Here is a 26,523-nt window from a genome sequence, read left to right as displayed (position 1 = left end):
TTCATGGTGACCAAAGTAAAGTGCCCGACCTGCCAAACCGAGCTGGAATGGGGCCCGCAAAGCCCGTTTCGCCCGTTCTGCAGCAAGCGCTGCCAGCTGATCGATCTCGGCGAGTGGGCCGACGAGGAGAAGCGGATCCCGGGGGAAATAGACCCGGAGCTGCTGCCCTACCCCGAAGAAGGGGAGCAGTGGCAGTAAGCCAGCAAGCAAAAAGGGCCGATACGGCCCTTTTTGCTTTGGTATGCACTGCGGCTCACATCAGCCCTGTGCGGCCAGTGATGCCTGCAGGCGCGTCACGATCGGGCCATTGGCGTCGGGGAAGTGATACTCGTGCAGCGAGGCCAGCGGCGCCCAGCGACACTCCTGCCCCTCCTTGCCGAACGGCTCGCCGCTGAAGCGGGTCACCTTCCAGATATCCAGCAGCACCTGCTTGTCCGGGTAGTCGTGATGCAGTTCCATGAAGGGGGCGCAATCCTGCACCCGGATCCCGATCTCTTCCCACAGTTCGCGATCCAGCGCGGTAAGCAGATCCTCCCCGGCTTCCACCTTGCCGCCGGGAAACTCCCAGCGATCCCCCTGATGGCGATCGGCGGAGCGCTTGGCGATGAAGATATCGCCCCGTTCGTTCTCGATGACGCCGACCGCCACCCAGATCCGTTTCTTCTGTTCCATCATTGTCCTCAACATAAACACGGCAAACGGGCAATCCAGGGCGCCAGCCGACGGGCCTGCGGCTCCCTTTGTGCCGTAAAGATATCCTGCCCCACATGTTCGCTCCCGCCAGGGGCGGGCTGCGGCCAGGGCATGGCGCCTGGCGGCATGAAGCAGCGATCGTGCACCAGACAGCTCTGCGAGAGATAACCCCAGAGCCGGTCGCGCAAAAACCATTGGTCGATGTTTGGCGTCTCCATCACGTCGGGCTGATAGCCTTCGAGCAGGGGCGCCAACGGCGGCAATACACCGGCCACCCCGCCCCACATCCCCGCCAGCACCAGATCGGTATGACTCCACCAGTCGCGCATGATATGAAACCAGCGCGTCGATGCAAGCCACTCCTGTACCGCCAGCCGCTCGCGCACGCCTGGCACCGAGTCCACATCCCGCACCAGGAAGCGCCCCACCAATGGATCATTGGCCACCTGGAAGCGCCAGCACAGACGCTGACGCAAAGGCTGACCGGCGGACTGCATTATCACCTCGGCGCCGTGTTCCCGCAGGCAAGCCAGCAACTCGGCCGGCACGCTCTCATCCACGTAAAAACGCACCCGCCAACCCGGGTAGAGATAGGCCGCCGCCAGCACGTTGTCGATGGCCCCCCGCAGATAACGGGGACCACTACCCCACAGGGAAAAAGCGATGACATCCGGCTTGCGACTGCCATCGGCCAACCAGACGGCCGGTTCTGCCGCAGGCAATGACCAGGATGGTGGCACCTTGCCCGCCGACCGGGCCTTCAGGGTCAGTGAGCGGGTTCCCGCCTGGGCAGCCTCATCATAGCGATCCAGCTTGGCCAGCGAGGCGCAGAGGGCGTCCAGCGCATGGAAGTCGTCGGGGACGCGCTGCAACAGGGTTTGCAAGCGTGTCACTGCCAGCTCGTACTGACCGGCCCGCGACAAACAAGAGCAGAGGTTGCGCAGCACCTCGTCATTGCCGGGTTCGGCCTTGTGGGCCATCTCCAGCACCTGCGCCGCGGAAGCCGGGTCGTCGCACAGAAAGAGGTAATAGGCAAACTGCAGCTGCAAGGCAATCGGCTTGGCCGTGCTGCCGTTGAGCCGGGCCAACAGTTGCTGGATGGCAACCTGGCGCTGGCCGGCCAGCCAGCTGTTGTGGGCAGTAGTATCCCATCCTGTCGGCATCTTGCTCATCGCACGGCTCTCCTTCTTTGCCTGCCGGAAATGAATGCACCGCCCGGAGGCGGTGCATCATCATCATTGCGCTATCAGGTCAACTGACCGTGGCAGTGCTTGTATTTTTTGCCTGAGCCGCACGGGCAGGGGTCATTGCGTCCCACCTTCTGCTCGTCCCGCACGAAGGTAACCGGGGCAGCTTCGGCCTGGGCCTCGTCGTCAGCCAGCTGGTTGTCGGCCGCGGCATGGGTGTAGGTGCGGGGAGCGGCTTCGGCCTGCTGGCGCTGCTGCTCTTCCATCGCCTCCACATCGCGCTCCTGAACCTGTACCCGGCTCAGGATGCTGACCACGTCGCGCTTGAGGGTTTCCAGCATCTGGGTGAACAGATCGAAGGACTCGCGCTTGTACTCCTGCTTGGGGTTCTTCTGGGCGTAGCCGCGCAGATGGATACCCTGACGCAGGTGATCCATGGCCGCCAGGTGCTCTTTCCACAGGCCGTCCAGGGTTTGCAGCATCACCGCCTTCTCGAAGTTGCGCAGCACCTCCTTGCCGACCAGCTCTTCCTTGTGGGCATAGAGTTTGGTGGCTTCATCCAGGATGCGCTCGCGCAGCTTCTCTTCATAGAGCTTGTCGTCTTCCGCCAGCCACTGCTGCAACGGCAGATCCAGCGCGAAGTCAGACTTCAGGCGGGCTTCCAGACCCGGCACATCCCACATCTCTTCCAGAGACTGCGGCGGGATGTACTCGTCGATGATGGCGCCATAGACATCGTCACGGATGACGTGGATGGTCTCGGAGATGTCGCTGGTGTCCAGCAGCTCGTTGCGCTGCTCGTAGACCACCTTGCGCTGGTCGTTGGCCACGTCATCAAACTCCAGCAGGCTCTTGCGGATGTCGAAGTTGCGACCTTCCACCTTGCGCTGGGCATTTTCGATCGCCTTGGTCACCCACGGGTGCTCGATGGCCTCTCCCTCTTCCATCCCCAGCTTCTTCATCATGCCGGTGACGCGATCGGAGGCGAAGATCCGCATCAGGGTATCTTCCATGGAGAGGTAGAAACGGGAGGAGCCCGGGTCGCCCTGACGACCGGAACGGCCGCGCAGCTGGTTGTCGATACGACGGGATTCGTGGCGCTCGGTACCTATGATGTGCAGACCACCGGCGGCCAGTACCGCATCGTGACGCACCTGCCAGGCCGCTTTCAGCTCGGCGATTTGTGCCTCGGTCGGGTTCTCCAGCTGGGCGATTTCCGCTTGCCAGTTGCCGCCGAGCACGATGTCGGTACCACGACCGGCCATGTTGGTGGCGATGGTGACGGCGCCGGTCTGGCCGGCCTGGGCGACGATCTCCGCTTCCATGGCGTGGAACTTGGCGTTCAGCACCTTGTGCGGGATGTTTTCCTTGGTCAGGATGCCGGAGAGCAGCTCGGAGTTCTCGATGGAGACGGTACCGACCAGCACCGGCTGCCCACGCTCGACACAACCGCGAATGTCTTCGATGATGGCGGCATATTTCTCGTTGGCGGTCAGGTAGACCAGATCGCCCATGTCTTTGCGCACCATCGGCTTATTGGTCGGGATAACCACGGTATCCAGGCCATAAATCTGCTGGAATTCAAAGGCTTCGGTATCAGCAGTACCCGTCATGCCCGCCAGCTTGTCGTACAGACGGAAGTAGTTCTGGAAGGTGATGGAGGCCAGGGTCTGGTTCTCGTTCTGGATCTTGACCCCTTCCTTCGCTTCAACCGCCTGATGCAGACCATCGGACCAGCGACGGCCCGGCATGGTACGGCCGGTGTGCTCATCGACGATGACGATTTCGTCCTTCTGGACGATGTAGTCGACGTTGCGTTCAAACAGGGTATGGGCGCGCAGGCCGGCGTTGACGTGGTGCAACAGGCTGATGTTGGTGGCAGAGAACAGGGAGTCGTCCTCGGCCAGCAGCCCCTCTTTCTTGAGCAGCTCTTCCACGAAGATCTGGCCGTTCTCGGTCAGCAACGCCTGGCGGTTCTTCTCGTCCACCGTGTAGTGGCCGTCGCCGGTGTACTCTTCAGAGTCTTCCTTGTCCTGCTTGACCAGCAGCGGGATCAGCTTGTTGACGCGTATATAGAGCTCGGAGCTGTCTTCGGCCGGGCCGGAGATGATAAGCGGAGTACGGGCTTCATCGATGAGTACCGAGTCCACCTCATCCACCAGCGCATAGTTGAGCGGACGCTGTACACGCTGCTCGGGCGAGAACGCCATGTTGTCGCGCAGGTAGTCGAAACCGAATTCGTTGTTGGTACCGTAGGTGATGTCGGCGGCGTAGGCGTCACGCTTCTGGGACGCGTCCATGCCAGGCACGTTGCAGTCGACGGTCATGCCGAGGAAGGCAAACAGCGGGCGGTTCGCCTCGGCGTCACGCTTGGCCAGATAGTCGTTCACGGTCACCACGTGCACACCGCGGCCGCTCAGGGCGTTCAGGTAGGCCGGCAGGGTCGCGGTGAGGGTCTTACCTTCACCTGTCTTCATCTCGGCGATGCGGTTGGAGTTCAGCACCATGCCACCGATCAGCTGGACGTCGAAGTGACGCATGCCGAACACCCGGCGAGAGGCTTCACGCACGGTGGCAAAGGCCTCCGGCAGCAACTGCTCCAGTGTCTCACCCTGCTCCAGACGCTGACGATACTCGGCCGTCTTGGCCTGCAGCTGTGCATCGGACAGAGCTTCGAACTGAGGCTCCATCGCATTGATCTGTTTTACAATTTTGCGCAGAGCCTTGAGCGTTCTGTCGTTCCGGCTGCCGATAATCTTGGTAAGCAGTGTGCTAATCATGGGTACCAACTATTTCTGGTTATATAAGTGTTCCGTCACTGGAACCTGGAGAAAAAAACCTAACCCCGTCTGGCATTGAGAAAACGCGCGGGGTCCACCTGACGACCATCTTTCAACACTTCGTAATGCAAATGGACCCCGGTCGCGCGACCGGTGCGTCCCATCAAGGCAATTTTCTGGCCCTCATCGACCAGGGTGCCCACTTCGACCAGCAACTTGGAGTTGTGGGCATAGCGGGTCACCAAACCATTGCCGTGGTTGATCTCCACCATGTTGCCAAATTCCGGATGACGGCCCGCCCAGCTCACAACCCCTGGGCCCGTCGCCAGAATAGGGGTACCGGGCTTGCCACGGAAATCCACCCCTTTGTGCATTTTGGCGCGACCGTTGAACGGATCGACCCGGCCACCGAAGCCAGAGGAGACCCAAACTCGCTCCTGCTTGACCGGTGTTCCGGAAATAAAGCCGGCATCGGTTATATGGTGATTCATGATGAAAGATTCAAGTACCGACAGTTGCTCTTCACGACTGCTGAGCTGCTGGCTGAGATGCTTCATGGAGTCCTGCAGCTCGTTGAGGCTGACTTCCAGATCCGCATCATAGGAGGGGCCACCCATGGGGGGCAGCTCCTTGAAATTGAACTCTTCGGGATCGAGGTCGGCCTTTTCGGTCAGCCGCTCACCGAGCGCGTTGAGACGACCCAGCTGCCCCTGCATGGTGCCCACCTGGGCGGCCAGCATGGCAAGCTGTTCGCGGGCTTCGTCAGCCCCTTGCGTGGATTTTTGCTGTTCGGCCATGGCCAGCGCGACTTCCAGCGCCTCCATTTTTTGATGCCAGCTCTGCCAGAGCCAGCCACCACTCAGGGCCAATACAGTGAAGAAGATACCGCCGACCCAGGCCAGACGTTGTTTCGGTAAGTGCAACTTGCGTCGCTGCTTGCCATTGAGGATCAGGGTAATGCTCATAGAAATCAGTCTGCTCGGTCAGGTGTGGCCATTGGCCCGCACGGGAAATAAAACCGGGAGATAATCGGTATTACAGAATGGAGTAAACAAATGACGGAACGTCGGTGCGGAGAGAGGACCGACGTTCCGTTGCACAGCTATCAGGCCAGAACCAGACCGTTATCGTAGTAAGCGATGGGCGCTTTGTCGCCCTCACCCTCGAAGGTCACCAGTTCCCAGGCCTCCTGCTTGGCCAGCAAGGCACGCAGCAGCTTATTGTTCAGGGCATGGCCGGTCTTGTAGGCACGGAATTCGCCGATGATGCTGCGGTTACACATGTAAAGGTCACCGATTGCATCCAACATTTTGTGTTTGACGAATTCATCTTCATAGCGCAGGCCATCTTCGTTCAGTACCCGGTAGTCATCCAGCACCACGGCGTTTTCCAGGCTACCGCCCAGCGCCAGGTTCTGGGAACGCAGGTACTCGATGTCACGCATGAAACCGAACGTACGAGCACGGCTGATCTCTTTCACGAAAGAGGCACCGGAGAAGTCCAGCACGCAACGCTGATTGCGTCCTTCAAATACCGGATGCTGGAAGTCGATCTCGAGATCCATCTTGAAGCCGTTGCGATAGGGGTGGAATTCCGCCCACTTGTCGCCGTCTTCAACCCGGATGCTCTGCTTGATCCGCACAAACTGCTTGGGCGCATTCTGTTCACGGATACCGACTTCCTGCAGCAGGTAGATAAAGGGGTGCGCACTGCCGTCCATCACCGGGATCTCGGGCGCATCAACCTCGACATAGAGGTTGTCGATGCCCATCCCGGCCAGCGCGGCAGAGAGGTGCTCAATGGTAGAGACTCGGACACCGGCTTCATTGACCAGAGCGGTACAAAGCACGGTATCACGCACCTGATCGGCATTGGCTGGCAGCTCTACCACAGGATTCAGATCGGTACGCAAGTAAACGATCCCTGTGTTAACAGGCGCCGGACGGAACGTCATTGTGACTTTCCGGCCCGAATGCAGGCCGACACCGGTGGCCTGGACACTCGTTTTCAAGGTTCTTTGTCTAATCATGGGCGTATCCGCTTAACAGCTCAAATTCCTGACCAGATGGTCGTTGCCGGGCCATCTTAGCACATTCCTTAAGCAACAAACAAACCAGCGTCATTAGAGGCTTAGTCAGCTTGCTTGCGCAGGAACGCAGGAATATCGAGATAATCCGGTTCGCGACGAGCTTGCGGCTCGGCGTTGACCACCTTGGCCGGGGCCTCTTCCATCACGCGAGACTGCAGGGCTTCGCTGATCAGGGGCTGACGGGCCGGACGCTCTTGTACCATGTTGTTTTTCACCAGCGTGATGTCCGGCTTGCGCTCGGCACCGATACCGGTGGCAACCACGGTCACGCGCAGTTCGTCGTGCATTTCCGGGTCGATTACGGTACCCACCACCACGGTGGCGTTCTCGGAGGCGAAGGCCTTGACCGCGTTACCCACGGTTTCGAACTCTTCGATGGTCATGTCCATACCGGCGGTGATGTTGACCAGGATGCCACGGGCACCGGCCAGATCCACGTCTTCCAGCAGCGGGCTGGAGATGGCTTTCTCGGCCGCTTCTTCGGCACGGTCATCACCGGAGGCGGAACCGGTACCCATCATGGCGGTACCCATTTCACGCATCACGGTACGCACGTCCGCGAAGTCGACGTTGATCAAGCCCGGACGGGTGATCAGCTCGGCAATGCCCTGTACCGCGCCAAGCAGTACATCGTTGGCAGCCTTGAAGGCGTCCAGCAGGGAGATGCCGCGACCCAGCACCTTCAGCAACTTGTCGTTGGGGATGGTGATCAAGGAGTCGACGTTCTTGGACAGCTCTTCGATGCCGTGGGCGGCGAAGCCCATCCGCTTCTTCCCTTCGAAGGAGAACGGCTTGGTTACGACAGCAACTGTCAGGATACCCATCTCGCGGGCCACTTCGGCCACGATCGGTGCAGCACCGGTACCGGTACCACCACCCATGCCGGCGGCGATGAACACCATGTCGGAGCCGGTCAGCAGCTCGCGCAGCGCTTCCCGATCTTCCATGGCCGCATCACGACCCACTTCCGGATTGGCTCCGGCACCCAGACCCTTGGTGATGCCACCGCCGATCTGCAGGGTTGTGTTGGCACTGGAGTTACGCAGAGCCTGAGCGTCGGTGTTGACGGTAATGAATTCAACGCCTTCGATGTTTTGACGAACCATGTGCTCGACCGCGTTGCCGCCGCCGCCACCCACACCAATCACTTTAATGACGGCTTCGTCAGTGTGGCTATCCATAAATTCAAACATGTTGTCTCTCCGCTTTATTTGCCTGACTCAGCAAAATCTTTTAGAACTCGCCACGCAACCAGTTGCTGACCCGTTTGACCAGCCCACCTACGCTTGCCTTGGCGGCATATTCCTTGCTACTGCCGGTGGATTGATGGGTGCGGCCATACTGCAGCAACCCGACCGCGGTCGAGTACACAGGCGCCTGCACATAATCACTCAATCCCCGGATATTCATGGGCTCCCCTACCCTGACCTGGCTCTGGAAGATCTGCTCTGCGCACTCCACAATGCCTTCGATCTGGGCAGCGCCGCCGGTCAAGACCACACCGGCTGCAAGCTGATGCTTGACCCCCTGCGCTTTCAATTCGCTTTGTACCCGCACCAGCTCATCATTCACCATGGAGAGCAACTCGGTGTAACGGGGCTCAATCACTTCAGCCAGTGTCTGCCGCTGCAGGCTGCGCGCCGGACGACCGCCGACACTGGGTACTTCAATATTGTCTTCCTTGCTGACCAGCCGGCCGAGGGCGCAGCCATAGCGCACCTTGATCGCCTCCGCATCCAGTGGCGGGGTGCCGAAGGCATAGGCGATGTCGCTGGTCACCGTGCTGCCGGCGTACGGGATCACCTTGGTGTGACGCAGGGCACCGCCGGTAAACAGCGACATGTCCATGGTGCCACCACCGATGTCCACCACGCAGACACCCAGCTCCTTCTCGTCTTCGGTCAGTACGGCGTAGCTGGACGCCAGTGCGGAGAAGATCAGCTGATCCACCCGCAGACCCACCTTCTCCACGCATTTCTCGATGTTGCGAGCCATGTCGTTGTGGCAGGTGATCAGGTGCACCTTGGCCGCCATCCGCACGCCGGAGAGGCCGACCGGGTTTTTGATCCCTTCCTGGTAGTCGATGGCGAACTCCTGGGGCAGCACGTGCAGTACCCGGAGCTCATCGGACAACCGTACCGACTTGGCGGTGTGGATGACGTTGTCCACGTCTTCCTGGGTCACCTCTTCATCGGAGATGGGCACCATGCCGGTTTCATTGCGACAGTCGATATGCTTGCCGGACAACCCCAGATAGACGGAGCTGATCTGGCAGTCGGCCATCATTTCAGCCTCTTCCACCGCGCGACGCAGGGACTTGACCACGGAGTCGAGATCGTTGACCCCGCCCTTGTCCATGCCGCGAGAGGCGTGACTGCCCATGCCGATGACATTGAGCTCACCGTCTGGCAGCACTTCGCCAACCAGAACCGCCACCTTGGTTGTGCCGATATCCAGCCCGACAATCAGATTTCTATCTGCGGTTTTGGTCATTCACTTTCTCTTCGTTCTTCTTCCAGCCAACTGCCATTCCGGTGTCGTATCGAAGATCCACGTAAGCAACCCGCTCACGAGGTTCGATGACCGGAAAGGCATCGATAAACCGCTGCAGTCGAAGCGCGATATCCGAGCGCCCCAAAAACAGCTGAATGTTGCCATCCAGGGTCAGTTCCCAGGCATGGCGGGGGGTCAGATTCACCCCCAGCAGCTTGTACCCTCTGGCCGCCAGCTGCGCCTCGTATTGGCGGCTGGCCTCCAGCACCTTGACGGCCTGATCTTCTGGCCCGGACAGCTGCATCAGAGGGGTCTTCACCCTGTCCGGCGCACTAAACACCTCACCCTTGGTGTTGACGAAGCGGTTGCCATTCCAGCGGGCCGCGACCGCCTGTTCGGTGAGGTAGACCTTGATCTTGTTGGGCCACTTCTTGCGTACCGAGACCTGGGCCACCCAAGGCAAGGCGTTCAACCGCGCCTGCAATTCGTTCACATCCAACTCGAAGAAGTTGCGCAACTCGGCGCCATCCAGCACGGCGCTGCGCAGTTCATCGGTTTGCAAATACTGGTGTTGCCCCTGCAGCAACAGCTCGCTCATGGGCAACCGATTGGCATCCGTCAGCCAATCTTTAACATCCAGCGCGGTCTGGTAGAGGCCCCACATGACCAGGATGAAAAATCCCACCCCGGCGATGAAGCCCCCCTTGGTGCGCCCTTGTGCCCTTGCCTCCACCCGATCGATCCCCGTTTAACGCGCCATGCCGGCCCTTTGCAGACTGGTTCGCCATTATATAGGCCCCGGCTTGGCGGTCAAAATACTCATTGGGCCCTCAGGCGCCGGATTTCATGCTCTCGATGCTCAATTTCATCTCGCCGAGACGGCGAGCCAGTGCGCCGACGTTCCCTGCCCCCTGGGTCAGCACCAGATCGCCTTCGCCGACCAGCCCGGCCAGCACCGCCGGCACATCGTCCGGCGTCGCGACAAAGATGGGCTCCAGGCTGCCGCGGGAACGGATGGAGCGACACAGGGCGCGGCCATCGGCGCCCGGAATCGGCTCTTCACCGGCGGCATAAACCTCCAGCATCACCAGCACGTCCACCTTGGAGAGCACATCCGCGAAGTCTTCGTAGAGATCGCGGGTACGGGTGTAGCGGTGCGGCTGGAACACCATCACCAACCGCTTCTCGGGCCAGCCGGCGCGAGCTGCGTTGATGGTGACCTTGACCTCGCTCGGGTGATGACCGTAGTCGTCCACCAGCATGGCCTTGCCGCGACCGGTCTCGAACTCGCCATACTGCTGGAAGCGGCGACCCACCCCTTCAAACTTGGCCAGCGCCCGGATGATGGCATCATCGCCGATCCCGTCCTCGGTGGCGACCGCAATCGCCGCGGCGGCATTGAGCGCGTTGTGGATGCCGGGCAGGTTGAGGGTCACCTCCAGCTCGCCGGCATCTTTGCGGCGCACCCGGAAGCGACTGCGGTTGCTGGTCTGCACGAAGTCCAGCACCTGCACGTCGGCATCATCACTCAGGCCGTAGGTGATGGTGGGACGGGCGATCTCCGGCAGCATGCCGCGGATCACAGGATCATCCACGCACACCACGGCCAGCCCGTAGAACGGCAGGTTGTGCAGGAAGTCGATGAAGGTGGCCTTCAGCCTAGAGAAGTCGCCACCATAGGTGTCCATGTGATCCGCTTCGATGTTGGTCACGATGGAGACCATCGGCTGCAGATGCAGGAAGGAGGCGTCGCTCTCGTCCGCCTCGGCAATCAGATAGCGGCTGCTGCCCAGGCGGGCATTGGTGCCGGCGCTGTTGAGCAAACCGCCGATGACGAAGGTCGGATCCCGGTCCGCTTCGGCATAGATGCTCGCCACCAGACTGGTGGTGGTGGTCTTGCCATGGGTGCCGGCGATGGCGATGCCGTGACGGAAGCGCATCAGCTCGGCCAGCATCTCGGCGCGGCGCACCACGGGAATGCGCAGCTCGCGGGCGGCCAGCAGCTCGGGGTTGTCCTGCTTGATGGCGGTGGAGACCACCACCACGCTCGCCTCGTTCACGTGCTCGGCACTGTGGCCGACGAAGATGTGGGCGCCAAGGGACTCGAGTCGCTCGGTCACCGCATTGCGGGCCAGATCCGAGCCGGTTACCTGATACCCTTCGTTGGCAAGCACTTCGGCGATACCGCCCATCCCGGCACCACCGATGCCGATGAAGTGGATGCGACGCACGCGGCGCATTTCAGGGATAACGGTACGCAGTTTTGCCAGTTCAACCTTGGTCATAGTTCTCTCTCAATCTGCCCGGTCGCCAGGCGTTTGCACTCATCGGCAACTCGCTCGGCGGCATCGGTAATGGCCACACGACGGGCGGCCTGGGCCATGTTCAATAGGGTTTCCCTGCGCCCGGCAAGCCAGGAGAGACGGGCGGCCAGGGAGGCCGTCGTCAGCTCGGATTGGGGCAGGAATTCAGCCGCACCGCCGTCGACCAGGGTCAGGGCGTTGCGGGTCTGGTGATCATCCACCGCGTGGGGCAGCGGTACAAAAATGGCGGCGACCCCGGCGGCAGCCACTTCGGAGACGGTCAGCGCCCCCGCCCGGCACACCACCAGATCGGCCCAGGCGTAGGCACCGGCCATGTCTTTGATAAATTCGCTCACTTCAGCCGCAACGCCCTCTTTGGCGTAGGCTTCGGCCACCGCATCGCGATTGCCCTTGCCACACTGGTGACGCACCTCGATGGGCACGCCGGCCGCCGCCACCGCTGGCGGCACCTGCTCGTTGAGCACCCGGGCCCCCAGGCTGCCACCGACGATCAGCAGCCGCAGTGGCTCGGCCCCGCTGCGCAACTGGGGATCCGGCAGCGCCACCACTTCGGGGCGTACCGGGTTGCCCACCACGGCGGTGCGACGGCTCGGCGCAAAGGCGCCCGGAAATGCCATCAGCACCCGCTTGGCGAGGCGAGCCAGCAACTTGTTGGTCAGGCCTGCGGCAGCATTCTGCTCGTGCAGCAGCAGCGGGATACCGGACAGCCAGGCCGCCACGCCACCCGGGCCGGAGGCAAAGCCGCCCATGCCAAGCACCACGTCGGGGCGAATGGTCTTGAGCACCCGGCGGGCCTGCAGCACGGATTTGACGATGCGATAGGGCGCCACCAGCAGACGCTTGATGCCGTTGCCACGCACCCCCTGAATATCGATGAAGGAGATGGGGTAACCATGGGCAGGCACCAGCTCGGCCTCCATCCGGTCGGCGGTGCCGAGCCAGTGAATGGTCCAGCCCTGGGCCTTGAGGCGATCAGCCACGGCCAAGCCGGGGAACACATGGCCCCCGGTACCGCCTGCCATCACCAACAGCGTCTTGCTCACTAAACCTCCCGCACGCGCGCCTGGGCACTGGCCTGGCGCAACTCGAAATCGATACGAATCAACATGCTCACCGCCACCATCATGATGATGAGGCTCGAACCACCATAACTGACCAGCGGCAGGGTCAGCCCCTTGGTCGGCATCATGCCGCTGGCTGCCCCCACGTTGACGAAGGTCTGGAAGCTAAACCAGATGCCGATGCCGATGGCCAGATAGCCTTCATACAGTCGCTCGGCCACCAGCGCCTGGTGCCCCAGCTTGAGCGCCTTGATTGCCAGCGCAAAGATGAGAAACAGCGCGCCCAGCACGCCCACATAGCCCAGCTCTTCCCCCAGGATGGCGAACACGAAGTCGGTGTGCGCCTCCGGCAGGTACTCCATCTTCTGGATGGAGTTGCCAAGCCCCTCGCCAAACCAGCTGCCACGGCCGAAGGCCATCAGCGACTGGGTCAGCTGGTAGCCGCTGCCGAACGGATCGGCCCAGGGATCGAGGAACGAGGTCACCCGCCGCATCCGGTACGGTTCGGCGATGATCAGGGTCACCACGGCGCTCACCCCCACCAGGATGAGACCGATGAACTGCACCAGGCGGGCACCGGCCAGGAACAGCATGCCGAGCGAGGTGACGAACATCACCACCACCGAGCCCAGATCGGGCTGGGCCAGCAGCAGGATGGCCACCACGAACAGCACCGCCATCGGCTTCATGAAACCGATGAAACGCTCGCGCACCTCGCTCTGGCGGCGCACCAGGTAGCCCGCCAGATAGACGAACAGTGCCAGCTTGCCGAACTCGGCCGGCTGCAGGTTGAAGGGGCCGAGCGGCAACCAGCGCACCGAGCCGTTGACGCTGCGCCCCACCAGCAGCACCAGCACCAGCATGACGATGGCCAGCAGCAGCATGGGGCCGTTGTAGTGCTGCCAGCGCGCCATCGGCACCTGCAGCACGAACCAGGAGATGCCGAGCGCCATCAGCAGAAACAGGCCGTGACGCTTCACGAACATGAAGGGATCGTTGTTGATGGCGATCCCCTCCGGGATCGAGGCGGAGGCCACGATCACCAGACCTACCGCCATCAGCGCCAGCGCCAGCACGACCAGCTGCCGGTCATAAAGCCCGGCAGGGCGCGCCGGCAACAGCCAGCGCTGCAAGAAGCCTGCGACTGCGCGAAGGGCGTTCATAACTTTTGTACCAGCTCGGTGAAACGATCACCGCGCGCTTCGAAAGACTTGAATTGGTCCAGGCTGGCGCAGGCCGGCGCCAACAGCACCCAGTCGCCGGGTCTGGCATCGGCGGCCGCCTTGGCGACCGCGGCATCCAGATCCGCGACCCGTTCGGTCTGCTCACCCAGCGCCAGCAGCACCTCGGCATCCTGGCCGAAGCAGTACATGTGATCGATCTGGCTGCCGAGCAGGGCCTGCACCGGGCCGAAATCCTGGCCCTTGCCCTGGCCACCGGCCAGCAGCAGCAGACGGCCCTTCACCGACTCGCGCACCCCGGCCACGGCAGCCAGGGTCGCCCCCACGTTGGTGGCCTTGGAGTCGTTGATCCAGCGCACCCCGTTCACCTCCCGCACGAAGCGGGCACGGTGAGGCAGCCCCTCGAAACGGCGCAGTACTCGCAACTGCGGCTCGCGCGGGATGCCGACCGCATCGCACAGGGCCATGGCCGCCAGCGCGTTGGCCTGGTTGTGGGCGCCGACGATCTTCATCTCGTCCACCGCCAGCAACGGCTCGCCGTGCAGGGTCAGCCAGTGACGGCCATCCAGCTCGCAGCGACCGTAACCGTTGCAGTCGAGGCCGAAGCTCTGCCACACCTGGCCCACGTCGGGCAGGGTCTGGGCATCGTCGCGATTGATCAGGATGTGCTGGGAGTGCTGATGGATCTCCATCTTGGCGGCGCGATAGTCGGCCATGCCCTGATAGCGATCCATATGATCTTCGGAGAGGTTCAATACCACGGAGGCGGCGGCGCGCAGGCTGTGGGTGGTCTCCAGCTGGAAGCTGGAGAGCTCCAGCACGCAGAGATCCATCGGCTGCTTGAGCAGCTCGAGCGCCGGCGTGCCGATGTTGCCACCTACCCCGACCTTGAGGCCGGCTTCGGCGATCATTTCGCCCACCAGGGTGGTGACCGTGCTCTTGCCGTTGGAGCCGGTGATGGCGATCACCGGCACCTGGGTCTCGCGCACGAACAGCTCGATGTCGCCGACGATGCGCACCCCGAACTCGGCGGCGGCTTGCAGTTCGGGCGTCGCCAGGGCAATGCCCGGGCTCGCCACTATCATGTGTGCCTGCTTGAGCAGCTCGCCATCCAGCCCGTGGATGAGTTCCACCTCGGCAGGCAGTTGATCCTTGCCGGGCGGGTTGGCGCGGGTGTCCATCACCAGCGGCGTCACGCCACGGCCGAGGAAATAGTCGACGCAGGAGAGTCCGGTTTTGCCGAGTCCGATGATGATGACCATGGCTTACCTCACCTTCAGGGTGGCGAGGCCGAGCAGCACCAGCATGAGCGTGATGATCCAGAAGCGCACGATGACGCGCGGCTCCGGCCAGCCCTTCTTCTCATAGTGGTGATGGATCGGTGCCATGCGGAAGATGCGCACGCCGCGCAGCTTGTAGGACCCCACCTGCAGGATCACCGAGACGGTCTCCATCACGAAGACGCCGCCCATGATCACCAGCAGGAACTCCTGACGCACCAGCACGGCGATGGTGCCGAGTGCGCCGCCCAGCGCCAGGGAGCCCACGTCCCCCATGAACACCTGGGCCGGATAGGTGTTGAACCAGAGGAAACCCAGACCCGCCCCGACGATGGCGGTACAGACGATCACCAGCTCGGAGGTATAGGGTACATAGGGAATATGCAGGTAGTTGGCGAAATTGACGTTGCCGGTGGCCCAGGCGATGAAGGCGAAGCCCCCCGCCACCATCACGGTCGGCATGATGGCCAGACCATCCAGGCCATCCGTGAGATTGACCGCGTTGGAGGTGCCGACGATGACGAAGTAGGTCAGTACGATGAACATCAGCCCGAGTTGCGGCATCACATCCTTGAGGAAGGGCACCACCAGCTGGGTCTGACCGTCGTGCGTGGCGGTGGCGTAAAGGAACACGGCCACCCCCAGCGCAACGGCGGATTGCCAGAAGTACTTCCAGCGGGCGATCAGGCCGTCGGTGTTCTTGCGTACCACCTTGAGGTAGTCATCGGCAAAGCCGATGGCGCCATAGGCACCCAGCACGAACAGCACCAGCCAGACATAGGGGTTGTCGAGGCGGCACCAGAGCAGCACCGAGATGAAGATGGCAGCGATGATCATCAGGCCGCCCATGGTCGGGGTGCCTTTCTTGCTCAGGTGCGACTCCGGACCGTCATTGCGGATCACCTGGCCGAATTTGAGGATCTGCAGGCGACGGATGAGGCGCGGCCCCATCCAGAGCGCCACCACCAGGCCGGTGATGATCGACAGGATGGCGCGAAACGTCAGGTAGGAGAAGACGTTGAAGAAGGTGAAGTGCGGGGTGAGCAGTTCCGCCAGCCAGACTAGCATGTGGCTGACTCCTGACGGTCTTTGACCATCTCGACGATATCTTCCATGCGGGAGCCGCGGGCACCCTTGACCAGGATCGCGATTTCTTGATGTGTATTTATCATTTGCGCAAGCACTTCAAACAACGACGCCTTGTTATCGAAATGTCGGCCAGCCGCGGCATCTGCGGTGTGGCGACTCTGTTCCCCTACGGTCAGCACGGCATCGAGGCCGCGCTCGCTGGCGTGGCGTCCGACCCGGGCGTGTTGCTCGGCGGACTCCTCACCCAACTCCTTCATGTCACCGAACACCAGCACCTTGTAGCCGCTCATGGCGGTCAGGGCATCGATGCCCGCCAGCACGGACTCCACGCTGGCGTTGTAGGTGTCGTCCACCAGGGTGAGACCACCCCAGCGCTGGACGCAGAAACGGCCCTTGACCGGTGCCATCTGCTCGAGCCCGGCCTTGACCGAGGCGAGCGAGGCGCCGAGCGCCAGCGTGCCGGCGGCGGCGGCCAGGGCGTTCGCCACGTTATGGCGGCCCGGAATGGCCAGGGTCAGGCTCACTTCACCCTGCGGGGTCACCATGACGAACTCGGCACAGCCCTGCTGGTTGATCACCACGTTGCTGGCATGGAACGGCTGACGCTGATCCTCGATGGAGAAGGCGCACTGGATCCCGCGCGCCTGCCACTTCGGCCAGAATTCGTTGTCGGCATTGACGATGGCGGTGCCGCCCTCGCCCAGCCCCTCGAAGATTTCGCTCTTGGCGTGGAATACCCCTTCCAGCGAGCCGAAGCCCTCCAGGTGCGCGGCCGCCACGTTGTTGATGATGGCAGCATCGGGTTTGGCCAGCGAGGTCGTCCAGGCAATCTCGCCCGGGTGGTTGGCCCCCAGCTCCATCACCGCAAACCGGTGTTGCGGCTCGAGGCGCAGCAGGGTGAGCGGTACCCCCACTTCGTTGTTGAAGTTGCCGGCGGTGGCCAGCACTTCCCCTTCCTGGCGCAGGATGGCGGTCGCCATCTCCTTCACCGTGGTCTTGCCGCAGCTGCCGGTGATGGCCAGCACTTTCGGGTTGATCCGCTCGCGCACCAACCGGCCGAGGCGACCCAGTCCCTTGAGACTGTCGGTCACCACCAGCTGGGGAATCGCCAACGGCAGTTCACGCTCGACCAGCAGGGCCGATGCCCCGGCGGCCACGGCCTGCTCGCAGAAATCGTGGGCATCGAAACGCTCGCCGCGCAGCGCAACAAACAGCGCGCCTGCGCCCAGGGTACGGGTGTCGGTGCTGACAGCCGTGATCGCTCCGTCTTCACCAATCAGACGGGCATCGAGTACCTGCGCCAGCTCGGCAAGCCTGAGGGTCATCATGCGAATGACTCCAATAATGTGTGCAAGGCGGCCGCGACGGTTTCCCGGTCGCTGTAGTGCCGCTTGTCGGTTCCAATGATCTGATAATCCTCGTGACCCTTACCGGCCACCAGGATGATGTCCTGTTTGCTCGCCTGGCTCAGTGCCAGCTGGATTGCCTTGGTCCTGTCGTGCTCGATCTGCACGGCGCCGGGATCGCGAAGACCCGCCACCATGTCGGCCATGATCCGGGCCGGCTCCTCGGTACGGGGATTGTCATCGGTCAGGATCACGCGATCCGCATGCAGCTCGGCCATGGCGGCCATCATGGGACGCTTGCCGCGATCCCTGTCGCCGCCACAACCCACCAGGCACCAGAGCCGCCCTTCACAGTGCACCCGCAGGGCCTGCAAGGCCTTCTCCAGCGCATCCGGCGTGTGGGCGTAATCGACTACGGCGAGCGGCGCCTTGCCGCCACCAAAGCACTCCATGCGGCCGGTTACCGGCTGCAGTTGCGGCGCGCTGGCCAGCAACTCGTCGAAGTCATAACCGAGCACCAGCATGGCGCCCATCGCGGCCAGCACGTTGCTGACGTTGAAGCGCCCGAGCAAGGGGGCGGATAATACACCATTCCCCCAGCTGGAGTTAATCTGCGTGCGAAAACCTTGCTGGTGGAAATGGGGATCCTGCGCCGTCAGCTGTCGCCCCGGGTGACCGGCCACCGGGCCGTGCACGCTGAACGCCACGGCGGCCGGATAGGCAGCCAGCCATTGGCGGCCCAACCGGTCATCGGCATTGAGCACGGCGCAGGGTTCGTCCACCAGTTTCAACAGCTCTTCCTTGGCGGCGCCGTAGGCCTCCATGGTGCCGTGATAGTCCAGATGATCCCGGCTCAGGTTGGTGAATACGGCGGCGGCAAACGGCAGGGCCGCGACGCGATGCTGTACCAAGCCGTGGCTGGACACCTCCATCGCTACCAGATCCGCCCCCTGCGCTTGCAGAGCGGCCAGATTGGCCTGTACCTGCACCGCGCTGCCGGTGGTGTTTTCCGCTTCCACCAGATCGCCGAACAGACCGTTGCCGATGGTGCCCATCACCCCGGCCTTGCCCCCCAGCAGGGTGCGCCAGTTAGCCACCAGCAGCGCCGTGGTGCTCTTGCCGTTGGTGCCGGTGATGCCCACCAGATCGAGCTTGCTGGCTGGCTGGTCGTAGAAATAGCCGGCCAGCTCGGAGAGCCTGGCTGGCAGATCCGGGATCCCGAGACAAGGCACGCTCAGCGCCGGTGCCACGAATTCACCATCCTCTTCAAACAGTACGGCGGTCGCTCCCTGAGCCACCGCCTGTTCGATAAACCGTCTGCCATCCACCTGATGCCCGCGAATCGCCACGAAGAGACAACCGGGCACGACCCGCCGACTGTCCAGCTGGATGTCGGTAAGCGCGAGCGCCGGGGCAGTAATGCCAAAGGGGCGCATCAGTTGATCAAGTGCGCGGGACAACATTGGAAGCCTCCGTACGGGCAAGTTTGGTGGGCACCGCAGGCGGTACCGCGTCGGGACGAATATTGAAGAGCTGCAGTACCCCGCCCATGGCTTCGGCAAACGGCGGCGTCGCAACGGCACCACCGTAGTAGGCGTCGCCCTTGGGCTCGTTGATCACCACTACCATGACGAAACGGGGATTGCTGGCCGGGGCGAAACCGGCGAACCAGGCCATGTAATCCTTGCCGTAGCCACCTGCGACCGCGACCTTGGCGGTACCACTCTTGCCGCCGACCCGGTAACCGGGGATCTGCGCTTTCGGAATGGCATTGCTGACCACGTACTCCAGCGCCTGCAACATGGCGGTAGCATTGTTGTGGTCGATGACCTGCTCCCCCTTGGGCGGCTCGGTCACCTTGACGATGGAGAGCGGTACCCGCTTGCCCTTGTTGGCCAAAGTGGCATAAGCGGAGGCCAACTGCAGCGGGGTGACCCGCAGGCCATAACCGAACGACAGGGTGGCCCGTTCGATGTCGGACCAGCGCCGGCGCTGGGGCAGCATGCCGCTGCTCTCACCCATCAGGCCGCTGCCGGTGTCCATCCCGAAGCCCACCATGCTGAGGGTGTTGATCATCTCCTGCGCCGGCATCCGCAGCGCGATGCGCGACATGCCGATGTTGGAGGAGTAGCGCAGGATGTCGTACAGGTTGGTCGCCTTGTGGATACTCACGTCGCGGATCTGCTTGGCCCCGATAAACAGAGGGCCACCCGGAATGGTGTCCTTCCAGCTGGTAACACCGGCCTGCAGCGCGCTGAGCAGGATCAACGGCTTGACGGTGGAGCCCGGCTCGTAGGTATCGGTCACCACCCGGTTGCGCACCCGGAAACTCTGGTACTGACCGCGGTTGTTGGGGTTGTAGGAGGGGGTGTTGACCATGGCGAGCACTTCGCCGGTCTTGACGTCCAGCATCACCATGGAGCCGGAGGTTGCCTTGTTCTCGTCGGTGGCGCGCTTGAGCGCCCGGTAGGCCAGCGCCTGCACCCGTTGGTCGATGCTCAGTTGCAGGTCGTTGGCGTTCTTGCCCTCTTTGACCAGACCAAGCCGCTCGATGACCCGGCCCTGCCTGTCCTTGCGCACCCGCATCTCGCCAGGGGTTGCCGTCAGCCACTCGTTGTAGCTGCGCTCAATCCCCTCGATGCCGCTACCGTCGATGTTGGTCACCCCCACCAGGTGGGCGCTGATCTCGCCGGTCGGGTAGAAACGGCGCGCCTCGGGGCGCAGATAGATGCCACCCAGCTTGAGGCCCTTGATGTATTCCGCCACCGCCGGCGTCACCTGACGCTGCAGGTAGACGAAGCGCTTGCTCGGGTTGGAGATGCGGTGCTTGAGAGTATTGATGTCGAGCTTGAGTACGGCGGACAGGGCCAGCCAGGCCCGCTCGTTATGGATGGCGCCAGATTCGTGCACCGTCTTGGGATCGGCCCAGACGGCTTCCACAGGCACCGACACCGCCAGCTGCTCGCCGTTGCGATCGGTGATCATGCCGCGCACCGCCTGAGTGGCGGTGGTACGCAGCGAACGCATGTCCCCTTCCTGACGCAGCCGATCCGGGTCGATCACCTGGATCCAGGCCAGTCGCAGGATCAAGCCGGCAAACGCAATGCCGATGAAGAACACCAGCGTGCGAAAGCGCCACGGATAGAGTGACGGAGCTTTGACCTTGGGTTGAGCCTTGGCGGAAGCCTTGCGTTTCATGGTTGTGTAATTACCTTCTCGGTGGTCACCAGCGGGCGAGCCATCTGCAACTTGTCCATGGCCAGACTCGCCACCCGGGAGTGCTCGGCCAGCGTGCCCTGCTCCAGCAACAGGTGCCGCCATTCGATGTTGAGCCGATCCTCCTCCGCCATCAGGTCGTTCTGCTTGGCCGTCAGACCACGGGTCATGTTGGTCACCAGGATCACCGCAAAGGCGGTGATCAGCACGGCGATGGCCAGCACCACCTGCAGCTTGTGCCGCCAGAGATCTCCGAGGATCTCCCTGGCCAGATGAACGCGCACCTCGCTCATGGCTTACTCCGCCAACCGCTGGGCGACCCGCAGCACCGAGCTGCGGGACCGACTGTTTTCATTGACCTCGTGCTCGGAAGGCTTGAGCGCCTTGCCGACCGACTTCAATTTGCGACCGCCGGCCAGCTGGGCCTCGGTCAACGGAATGCCGTGCGGCACTTCCGGCCCTTTCTCATGCTTGCGAATGAAATGCTTCACCAGCCGATCTTCCAGCGAGTGGAAGCTGATGACGGAGAGACGACCTTCCGGTGCCAGCACCTGCAGGGCACCGTTGAGCGCTGTCTCGATCTCGTCCAGCTCGCTGTTGATGTAGATGCGGATGGCCTGGAAGCTGCGGGTGGCGGCGTGCTTGCCCTTCTCCTTGCTCGGATTGACGCGGGCAATCATCTCCGCCAGTTGACGGGTGCGGACATAGGGCTCGGTCACCCGATCGTGCACGATGGCACGAGCGATCTTCTTGGCGAAACGCTCCTCGCCAAAGGTCTTCAGCACCCAGGCAATGTCGTCCACATCGGCGCGAGCCAGCCATTCGGCGGCGCTCTGACCGGAGGTGGGGTCCATCCGCATGTCGAGCGGACCGTCCTTCATGAAGCTGAAACCACGCTCGGCATCGTCCAGCTGGGGAGAAGAGACCCCCAGATCCAGCAGGAAACCGTCTACCTTGCCCAGCAGGCCGCGTTCATCCAGATAGGAGGCAATGCCGGAGAAGGGGCCGTGCACGATTTCGAAGCGGGGATCGTGGATCTTGGCCGCTTCTGCAATGGCCTGGGGATCCCGGTCGATGGCGATCAGCCGGCCGTTGGGGCCAAGCTGCTGGAGAATGAGACGAGAGTGACCACCCCGGCCAAACGTACCGTCGACGTAGATGCCGTCCGGCTTGATGGCCAGCCCTTCAACGGCTTCGTGCAGCAGCACTGTGATGTGTTCAGCGGCTTGGGTCATTTATAAAGAGAAATCCTGTAGTCGTGGCGAGCTTGCCCAATCGTCCTCGGGCAGGCCCTGAATGTCGTCATTGACCTGTTGTTGCCAGCGGGCTTCATCCCACAGCTCAAACTTGTTGAGCTGGCCCACCAGCATGATCTTCTTGTCCAGCCCTGCATGGCTGCGCAGTGGCTGGCTGAGCAGCAAACGGCCATTGCCGTCCAGCTCGCATTCGGTCGCATGCCCGAGCAACAGCCGCTGCAGGCGGCGCTCAAGGGGATTCATGCTGGAGAGCGTCTTGAGCTTGCGCTCTATCTCTTCCCATTCGTTCAGGGGGTAAAGCAGCAGGCAGGGATGGGCAATATCGATGGTGCAGACCAGCTGGCCCTCGCTTTCGTCGCGCAGCCAATCACGGTACTTGGTCGGAATCGCCACTCGCCCCTTGCTGTCGAGGCTGATGGCATGCGCACCACGCAACAAATTGCAGTCCCTGAAAATGAGTTAAAGGGGGCAAATCGCCCGATAAAAACCACTTTGATCCACTTTTCCCCACCTTGAAGTTTAAGGACGTGCTGAGGGCTTTTCAAGCAAGGATCTCGGGCATGGGGAACATATTGACGCAGCATTTCAGCAGCGAGGATTAAATGAGTTGATTTTCCACAAGTTATTTGTGTTTACGGCAATACGATTAATTGCGAAGAATTAAAAGCTCAGCAGGGTGAGCGAATAAGCAGCGGTATGATCCGCTCAGATTCACAGGTACCCACATAACTCAGGCATTGAGTATGAAAAAAACCATAACCAACTGATCTATATGCATAGAGCCAGCTATCTCACTATCCGCCAACACATATATCTCTCGGCACAAGCTGCTATTTTCTCGCCAATAAAAAAGAGCCTCGCGATAAATCGCAAGGCTCTTCAGGAATAGGTCGGAGTCGGCCTGTAAGCCGGGTTCTGTACCGGGTTGCCCCGGGTAGCAATCATTCCTCTAGGCCAGCAATCGCTCACTGGCTCAAGCAACCTACCCGCCCCCAACGCGGGCCGCGCCAATAGGGGCCTATTTGGTCTTGCTTCGGGTGGAGTTTACCGTGCCACGAACTGTTACCAGTCGCGCGGTGCGCTCTTACCGCACCCTTTCACCCTTACCTGATCCCTTGCGGGCCATCGGCGGTTTGCTCTCTGTTGCACTGGTCGTAGGCTCACGCCCCCCAGGCGTTACCTGGCACCCTGCCCTATGAAGCCCGGACTTTCCTCCCCTCCGCCCGTCTGTCCCGAGGGACACAACGACGAAGCAGCGATTGCCCAGCCAACTCCGGTCGCGGATTATAGCCTTGTCCGGCACCTCGGGTAAACCTGCAATTGAGTTTTGACCGAGTTAATCACACTCGAGAGAACGCCCAAGCTGGCCTCTGGCCTGCATTTATCCGCCTCAGTAATGTTCGAGGCCGTACTTGTAGAGCGCGTTCTTCTTGACCCCGTGGATCTCGGCGGTGAGGGCTGCCGCTTTTTTGAGCGGCAGTTCGGTCACCAGCAGTCCCAGGGTACGGATCGCCTCGGCCGGCAGCTCCTCTTCCGTTTTATTGGCACCCGCGACCACCAGCACGATCTCGCCGCGGCAGCGATTTTCGTCCTCACCCAGCCAGACCAGCATCTCGGAGGCGGGCAGACCGTGGATCGACTCGAAGGTCTTGGTCAGCTCGCGGCACACCACGACCTGACGTTCGCCGAGAATGCGGGCGATTGCTTCCACCGTGTCCTGCACCCGACGCGGGGATTCGTAGAATACCAGTGAGCGGGCGTCTTCGATCACCGCCTGCAAACGGTCGTCACGGCCCTTGCTCTTGGCAGGCAAAAAACCTTCGAAGGCAAACCGGTCGGTGGGCAGCCCGGCCGCGGAAAGCGCCGTGATCGCGGCACAGGGGCCGGGCAGCGGCACTACCTTGACCCCGGCTTCGCGACAACGGGTGACCAGGTGATAACCGGGGTCGCTGATGAGTGGCGTACCGGCATCGGAGACCAGGGCCACGCTCTTGCCCTCTTTTATCCGGCCGATCAGCACGTCCGCCTTCTGCTGCTCGTTATGATCGTGCAGCGCGAAGGTGGGCACCGAGATTTGATAGTGGCTGAGCAGGATGCCGGTATGGCGGGTATCCTCGGCTGCCACCAGATCGACACTGCGTAAAATGTCCAATGCACGCTGGGTAATGTCAGCCAGATTGCCGATCGGGGTGGGGACTATGTACAGGGTTGGGATGTCACTCATGGGAGCTCCGAGTGTCCCGACAATTGTGTCGCCATATTGGCCCGTTTACACTATGGAGAATTTCAACACTGGTCGGGGAATGAACTTGAACCGGGTTACAAAGCAGCTAAGTGTATCACGACTCTTCGGCATCCTACTCGCGGCAGTACTGCTTGCCGCCTGTGCGTCGGAGCCCAATCAATCAGCCGGACAATCCGGCATGCCGTCGGCCTTCTCGGATCTGACCAAGAATGCCCAGTGGTATCTGGCACAGGTGGACCCGGCCAAACCGGCCGAAGCCTTCACCTGGCAGGTGATGGCGGCGCGCAGCTATCTGGCGCTCGGCCAGGCCAAGCCGGCCGCGGCCCTGTTCCAGCAACTGCAGAAGCAGGGCCAGAGCACCGAGCAAAAGGCCCAGCTGCAACTGTTGCAGGCTCACCTGCTGCTCGCCCAGGGCAACGCCAACCAGGCGCTGATCCTGCTGGAGGGCAAACCCGAGGTGGCGCTGGATGCCGATACCCAGAAGGACTGGTATCGCCAGCGGGTGGTGCTGCAACTGGACATCAACAACAAGTTCGGTGCCGCCAAGTCGCTGATCCTGCTGGAGCCCTATCTGGCACAGAACGAGCTGGCCACCAATCACCAGCAAATCTGGTCACTGCTCAAAAGCATGACCCCCTCCACCCTGCAGGCTCTGGAAGAGGCGCCGGCTCCCGACGTGACTACCGGCTGGCTGCGACTGGCGGCGCTGGTGAACGAGTTCGGCGCCCAGCCCAATCAGCTGGCACGCCAGCTCGCTGGCTGGAAGCAGGCCTTCCCGAACCACCCGGCCCAGAAAGACATGCCGGCGGGTCTGGGTGATCTGGCGACCAGCAACGTCAACACCCTGCAGCAGATCGCCGTGTTCCTGCCGCTCTCCGGCAATCTGGAACCGCAGGGCGCCGCCATCCGCAATGGCATGCTGATGTCTTACAAGGAGAATCAGGGCCAGTTCACCCTGAACTTCTACGACACCCAGACCAAGGCGATGGGCGAGCTCTACAAACAGGCGATTCAGGAAGGGGCCAACATGATCATCGGCCCGCTGCTCAAAGACCGGGTCGAGGAGCTGCTCAAGTCCAATCCGACCGTGCCGGTGCTGGCACTCAACGAGCTGGACAAGCCGATCGTCAATGACAACACCTTCTACTTCTCCCTTTCCGCCGCCGCCGATGCGGCGCAGGCCGCCCAGTACCTCTACGGTCAGGGCTATCGCAAGCCGCTGCTGATCGCCGCCCAGGGGCGGATCGGTTATGGCAGCATCAAGGCGTTCGAACAGGCCTGGGCCACCGTGAGCCAGGACAAGCCGGTCGTCGCCACCTTCGGCGCTCGCAACGAAGTGCAGGGCATGGTCAAGAACGCTCTGAGCGGTCGCTCCACCGCCCGGGCCGGCGAAGTGGTGCAGCTTGCTGACACGGCGCCGCGCAGTATCGACGTGGTCTATGTGGTCGCCAACAGCCTGGAGACCCGGATGATCAAGCCGTATGTGGACATCTCGGTCAATCCGATGGGCAGCTTGCCGATCTACAGCAGCTCTCGCAGCTATGACAGCGCCACCACCGAAGTGGCTTCTGAGCTCAACGGCATGCATATCTCCGACATGCCGCTGCTGCTGGGTGGTTACGAGAAGCAGCGCGAACAGATCGCCCTGCTCTGGCCGCAAACCCAGGGTGACCTGCTGCGCCTGTTCGCCCTGGGCTACGATGCCGTGGCGCTGGCGGAAAACCTGCAGCAGATGCGCAAGGTCAATGCCATGCAGCAGCCGGGCATGAGCGGCCAGCTGAGCGTGGATGCCAGCGGCAACATAGTGCGGGTACTGGACTGGGCCACCTACCAGAATGGCAAGCTGGTCAGTGACAGTGCCATGCCTCAGCTCGAGGGCGCTCCCCATGAAGGGTCTATTGGCACGGATGCACCAGCAGTGGCAGAACCTGTTCCCGTCAGCACCGAGCAAGGGACAGCACTTTGAGCAGCTAGCGGAACATTGGTTGCAGGCCCGCGGCCTGCAACCCGTGACCCGCAACTACCGCTGCCGGGGCGGCGAGATCGATCTAATCATGCGCCAGGGGGAGACCCTGGTGTTTGTCGAGGTCCGCTACCGCGCCCAGAACAGCCATGGCGGCGCCGCCGCTTCGGTCACTCGGCGCAAGCAGCACAAGATCGTGCTGGCAGCGCGCCACTATTTCAAGCAACATGCCATCAACGAGGCCAGCCAGGCCTGCCGATTCGATGTGATCGCGTTCGAGGGCGACCAGCCAGACTGGATCCAGAACGCATTTTAAGAGG

General features: G+C 62.1%; 23 protein-coding genes and 1 other RNA gene. 3 read left to right on the top strand and 21 right to left on the bottom strand.

Going from position 1 to position 26,523, the window contains the following annotated elements; genetic code table 11:
• Window positions 1–3 precede the first annotated feature (3 nt).
• Complete coding sequence (gene yacG, locus ACPW75_RS23360) at window positions 4–198, top strand: DNA gyrase inhibitor YacG (protein WP_005305661.1); 195 nt, start codon at window positions 4–6, stop codon at window positions 196–198.
• Window positions 199–258: 60 nt separating this feature from the next.
• Here the strand turns inward: yacG and mutT are convergent, their stop codons facing one another.
• The 21 genes from mutT to rsmI form a co-directional block, all read right to left on the bottom strand.
• The gene (mutT, locus tag ACPW75_RS23355; RefSeq protein ID WP_179101298.1) at window positions 259–672 is read right to left on the bottom strand and encodes an 8-oxo-dGTP diphosphatase MutT; all 414 of its coding nucleotides are present in this window, start codon (window positions 670–672) and stop codon (window positions 259–261) included.
• Between the two features lie 8 nt (window positions 673–680).
• A complete protein-coding gene (locus tag ACPW75_RS23350) occupies window positions 681–1,865 on the bottom strand; it encodes a tetratricopeptide repeat protein (protein WP_077095243.1) in 1,185 nt (394 codons plus the stop codon).
• A 74-nt stretch (window positions 1,866–1,939) separates the two neighbouring features.
• Window positions 1,940–4,660 carry a preprotein translocase subunit SecA gene (gene secA, locus ACPW75_RS23345; protein WP_011707576.1) on the bottom strand — a complete coding sequence of 907 codons (2,721 nt, stop codon included), beginning with the start codon at window positions 4,658–4,660 and terminating at the stop codon, window positions 1,940–1,942.
• A 59-nt stretch (window positions 4,661–4,719) separates the two neighbouring features.
• Window positions 4,720–5,625: a M23 family metallopeptidase gene (locus ACPW75_RS23340; RefSeq protein WP_016352175.1), complete on the bottom strand. Its 906-nt coding sequence runs from the start codon at window positions 5,623–5,625 to the stop codon at window positions 4,720–4,722.
• A gap of 140 nt (window positions 5,626–5,765) precedes the next feature.
• Window positions 5,766–6,689, bottom strand: coding sequence for a UDP-3-O-acyl-N-acetylglucosamine deacetylase (lpxC, locus tag ACPW75_RS23335; RefSeq protein WP_011707578.1), 924 nt, complete (start codon window positions 6,687–6,689; stop codon window positions 5,766–5,768).
• A gap of 101 nt (window positions 6,690–6,790) precedes the next feature.
• Window positions 6,791–7,942, bottom strand: coding sequence for a cell division protein FtsZ (ftsZ, locus tag ACPW75_RS23330; RefSeq protein WP_005305686.1), 1,152 nt, complete (start codon window positions 7,940–7,942; stop codon window positions 6,791–6,793).
• Between the two features lie 40 nt (window positions 7,943–7,982).
• On the bottom strand, window positions 7,983–9,242 hold the full coding sequence (gene ftsA / locus ACPW75_RS23325) for a cell division protein FtsA (protein WP_005305690.1): 1,260 nt from the start codon (window positions 9,240–9,242) through the stop codon (window positions 7,983–7,985).
• On the bottom strand, window positions 9,223–9,975 hold the full coding sequence (locus ACPW75_RS23320; protein ID WP_017409434.1) for a cell division protein FtsQ/DivIB: 753 nt from the start codon (window positions 9,973–9,975) through the stop codon (window positions 9,223–9,225). Before ACPW75_RS23320 ends, ftsA begins: the two co-directional genes overlap by 20 nt.
• Window positions 9,976–10,072: 97 nt before the next feature.
• The gene (gene murC, locus ACPW75_RS23315; RefSeq protein WP_016352177.1) at window positions 10,073–11,527 is read right to left on the bottom strand and encodes a UDP-N-acetylmuramate--L-alanine ligase; all 1,455 of its coding nucleotides are present in this window, start codon (window positions 11,525–11,527) and stop codon (window positions 10,073–10,075) included.
• Window positions 11,524–12,609: an undecaprenyldiphospho-muramoylpentapeptide beta-N-acetylglucosaminyltransferase gene (murG, locus tag ACPW75_RS23310; RefSeq protein WP_045788901.1), complete on the bottom strand. Its 1,086-nt coding sequence runs from the start codon at window positions 12,607–12,609 to the stop codon at window positions 11,524–11,526. Before murG ends, murC begins: the two co-directional genes overlap by 4 nt.
• The gene (gene ftsW, locus ACPW75_RS23305; protein ID WP_016352178.1) at window positions 12,609–13,790 is read right to left on the bottom strand and encodes a cell division protein FtsW; all 1,182 of its coding nucleotides are present in this window, start codon (window positions 13,788–13,790) and stop codon (window positions 12,609–12,611) included. Before ftsW ends, murG begins: the two co-directional genes overlap by 1 nt.
• The gene (gene murD, locus ACPW75_RS23300; RefSeq protein ID WP_065392461.1) at window positions 13,787–15,070 is read right to left on the bottom strand and encodes a UDP-N-acetylmuramoyl-L-alanine--D-glutamate ligase; all 1,284 of its coding nucleotides are present in this window, start codon (window positions 15,068–15,070) and stop codon (window positions 13,787–13,789) included. Before murD ends, ftsW begins: the two co-directional genes overlap by 4 nt.
• Window positions 15,071–15,073: 3 nt before the next feature.
• The gene (mraY, locus tag ACPW75_RS23295) at window positions 15,074–16,156 is read right to left on the bottom strand and encodes a phospho-N-acetylmuramoyl-pentapeptide-transferase (RefSeq protein WP_011707583.1); all 1,083 of its coding nucleotides are present in this window, start codon (window positions 16,154–16,156) and stop codon (window positions 15,074–15,076) included.
• Entirely contained in the window at window positions 16,150–17,505 is a 1,356-nt protein-coding gene (gene murF, locus ACPW75_RS23290; RefSeq protein ID WP_077095244.1) for a UDP-N-acetylmuramoyl-tripeptide--D-alanyl-D-alanine ligase, read from the bottom strand. The genes mraY and murF overlap by 7 nt, the downstream gene beginning before the upstream one ends.
• Window positions 17,502–18,986 (bottom strand): UDP-N-acetylmuramoyl-L-alanyl-D-glutamate--2,6-diaminopimelate ligase, encoded by a 1,485-nt coding sequence (gene murE / locus ACPW75_RS23285; RefSeq protein WP_077095245.1) that lies wholly within the window; start codon window positions 18,984–18,986, stop codon window positions 17,502–17,504. Before murE ends, murF begins: the two co-directional genes overlap by 4 nt.
• A complete protein-coding gene (locus ACPW75_RS23280) occupies window positions 18,967–20,721 on the bottom strand; it encodes a peptidoglycan glycosyltransferase FtsI (protein WP_011707586.1) in 1,755 nt (584 codons plus the stop codon). The genes murE and ACPW75_RS23280 overlap by 20 nt, the downstream gene beginning before the upstream one ends.
• Window positions 20,718–21,032 carry a cell division protein FtsL gene (ftsL, locus tag ACPW75_RS23275; protein ID WP_005305726.1) on the bottom strand — a complete coding sequence of 105 codons (315 nt, stop codon included), beginning with the start codon at window positions 21,030–21,032 and terminating at the stop codon, window positions 20,718–20,720. The genes ACPW75_RS23280 and ftsL overlap by 4 nt, the downstream gene beginning before the upstream one ends.
• A gap of 3 nt (window positions 21,033–21,035) precedes the next feature.
• Window positions 21,036–21,974 (bottom strand): 16S rRNA (cytosine(1402)-N(4))-methyltransferase RsmH, encoded by a 939-nt coding sequence (rsmH, locus tag ACPW75_RS23270; RefSeq protein WP_077095246.1) that lies wholly within the window; start codon window positions 21,972–21,974, stop codon window positions 21,036–21,038.
• Entirely contained in the window at window positions 21,975–22,433 is a 459-nt protein-coding gene (gene mraZ / locus ACPW75_RS23265) for a division/cell wall cluster transcriptional repressor MraZ (protein WP_077095247.1), read from the bottom strand.
• Between the two features lie 450 nt (window positions 22,434–22,883).
• Window positions 22,884–23,270: RNase P RNA component class A (gene rnpB / locus ACPW75_RS23260), an RNA gene on the bottom strand.
• A gap of 115 nt (window positions 23,271–23,385) precedes the next feature.
• Window positions 23,386–24,219: a 16S rRNA (cytidine(1402)-2'-O)-methyltransferase gene (gene rsmI / locus ACPW75_RS23255; protein WP_077095248.1), complete on the bottom strand. Its 834-nt coding sequence runs from the start codon at window positions 24,217–24,219 to the stop codon at window positions 23,386–23,388.
• A gap of 199 nt (window positions 24,220–24,418) precedes the next feature.
• On the opposite strand from rsmI, the gene ACPW75_RS23250 reads away from it, so the two are divergent.
• Window positions 24,419–26,206, top strand: a complete 1,788-nt coding sequence (locus ACPW75_RS23250) for a penicillin-binding protein activator (RefSeq protein WP_232105269.1) — start codon at window positions 24,419–24,421, stop codon at window positions 26,204–26,206.
• Window positions 26,127–26,519: a YraN family protein gene (locus tag ACPW75_RS23245; protein ID WP_077095250.1), complete on the top strand. Its 393-nt coding sequence runs from the start codon at window positions 26,127–26,129 to the stop codon at window positions 26,517–26,519. Before ACPW75_RS23250 ends, ACPW75_RS23245 begins: the two co-directional genes overlap by 80 nt.
• Window positions 26,520–26,523: the final 4 nt, after the last annotated feature.

It is taken from the genome of Aeromonas sp. FL131 (assembly GCF_049860615.1).
Classification (GTDB): Bacteria; Pseudomonadota; Gammaproteobacteria; order Enterobacterales; family Aeromonadaceae; genus Aeromonas; species Aeromonas hydrophila.
The sequence above is the reverse complement of the archived record's forward strand: the minus strand, read 5'-3'. Positions and strand labels throughout refer to the sequence as shown.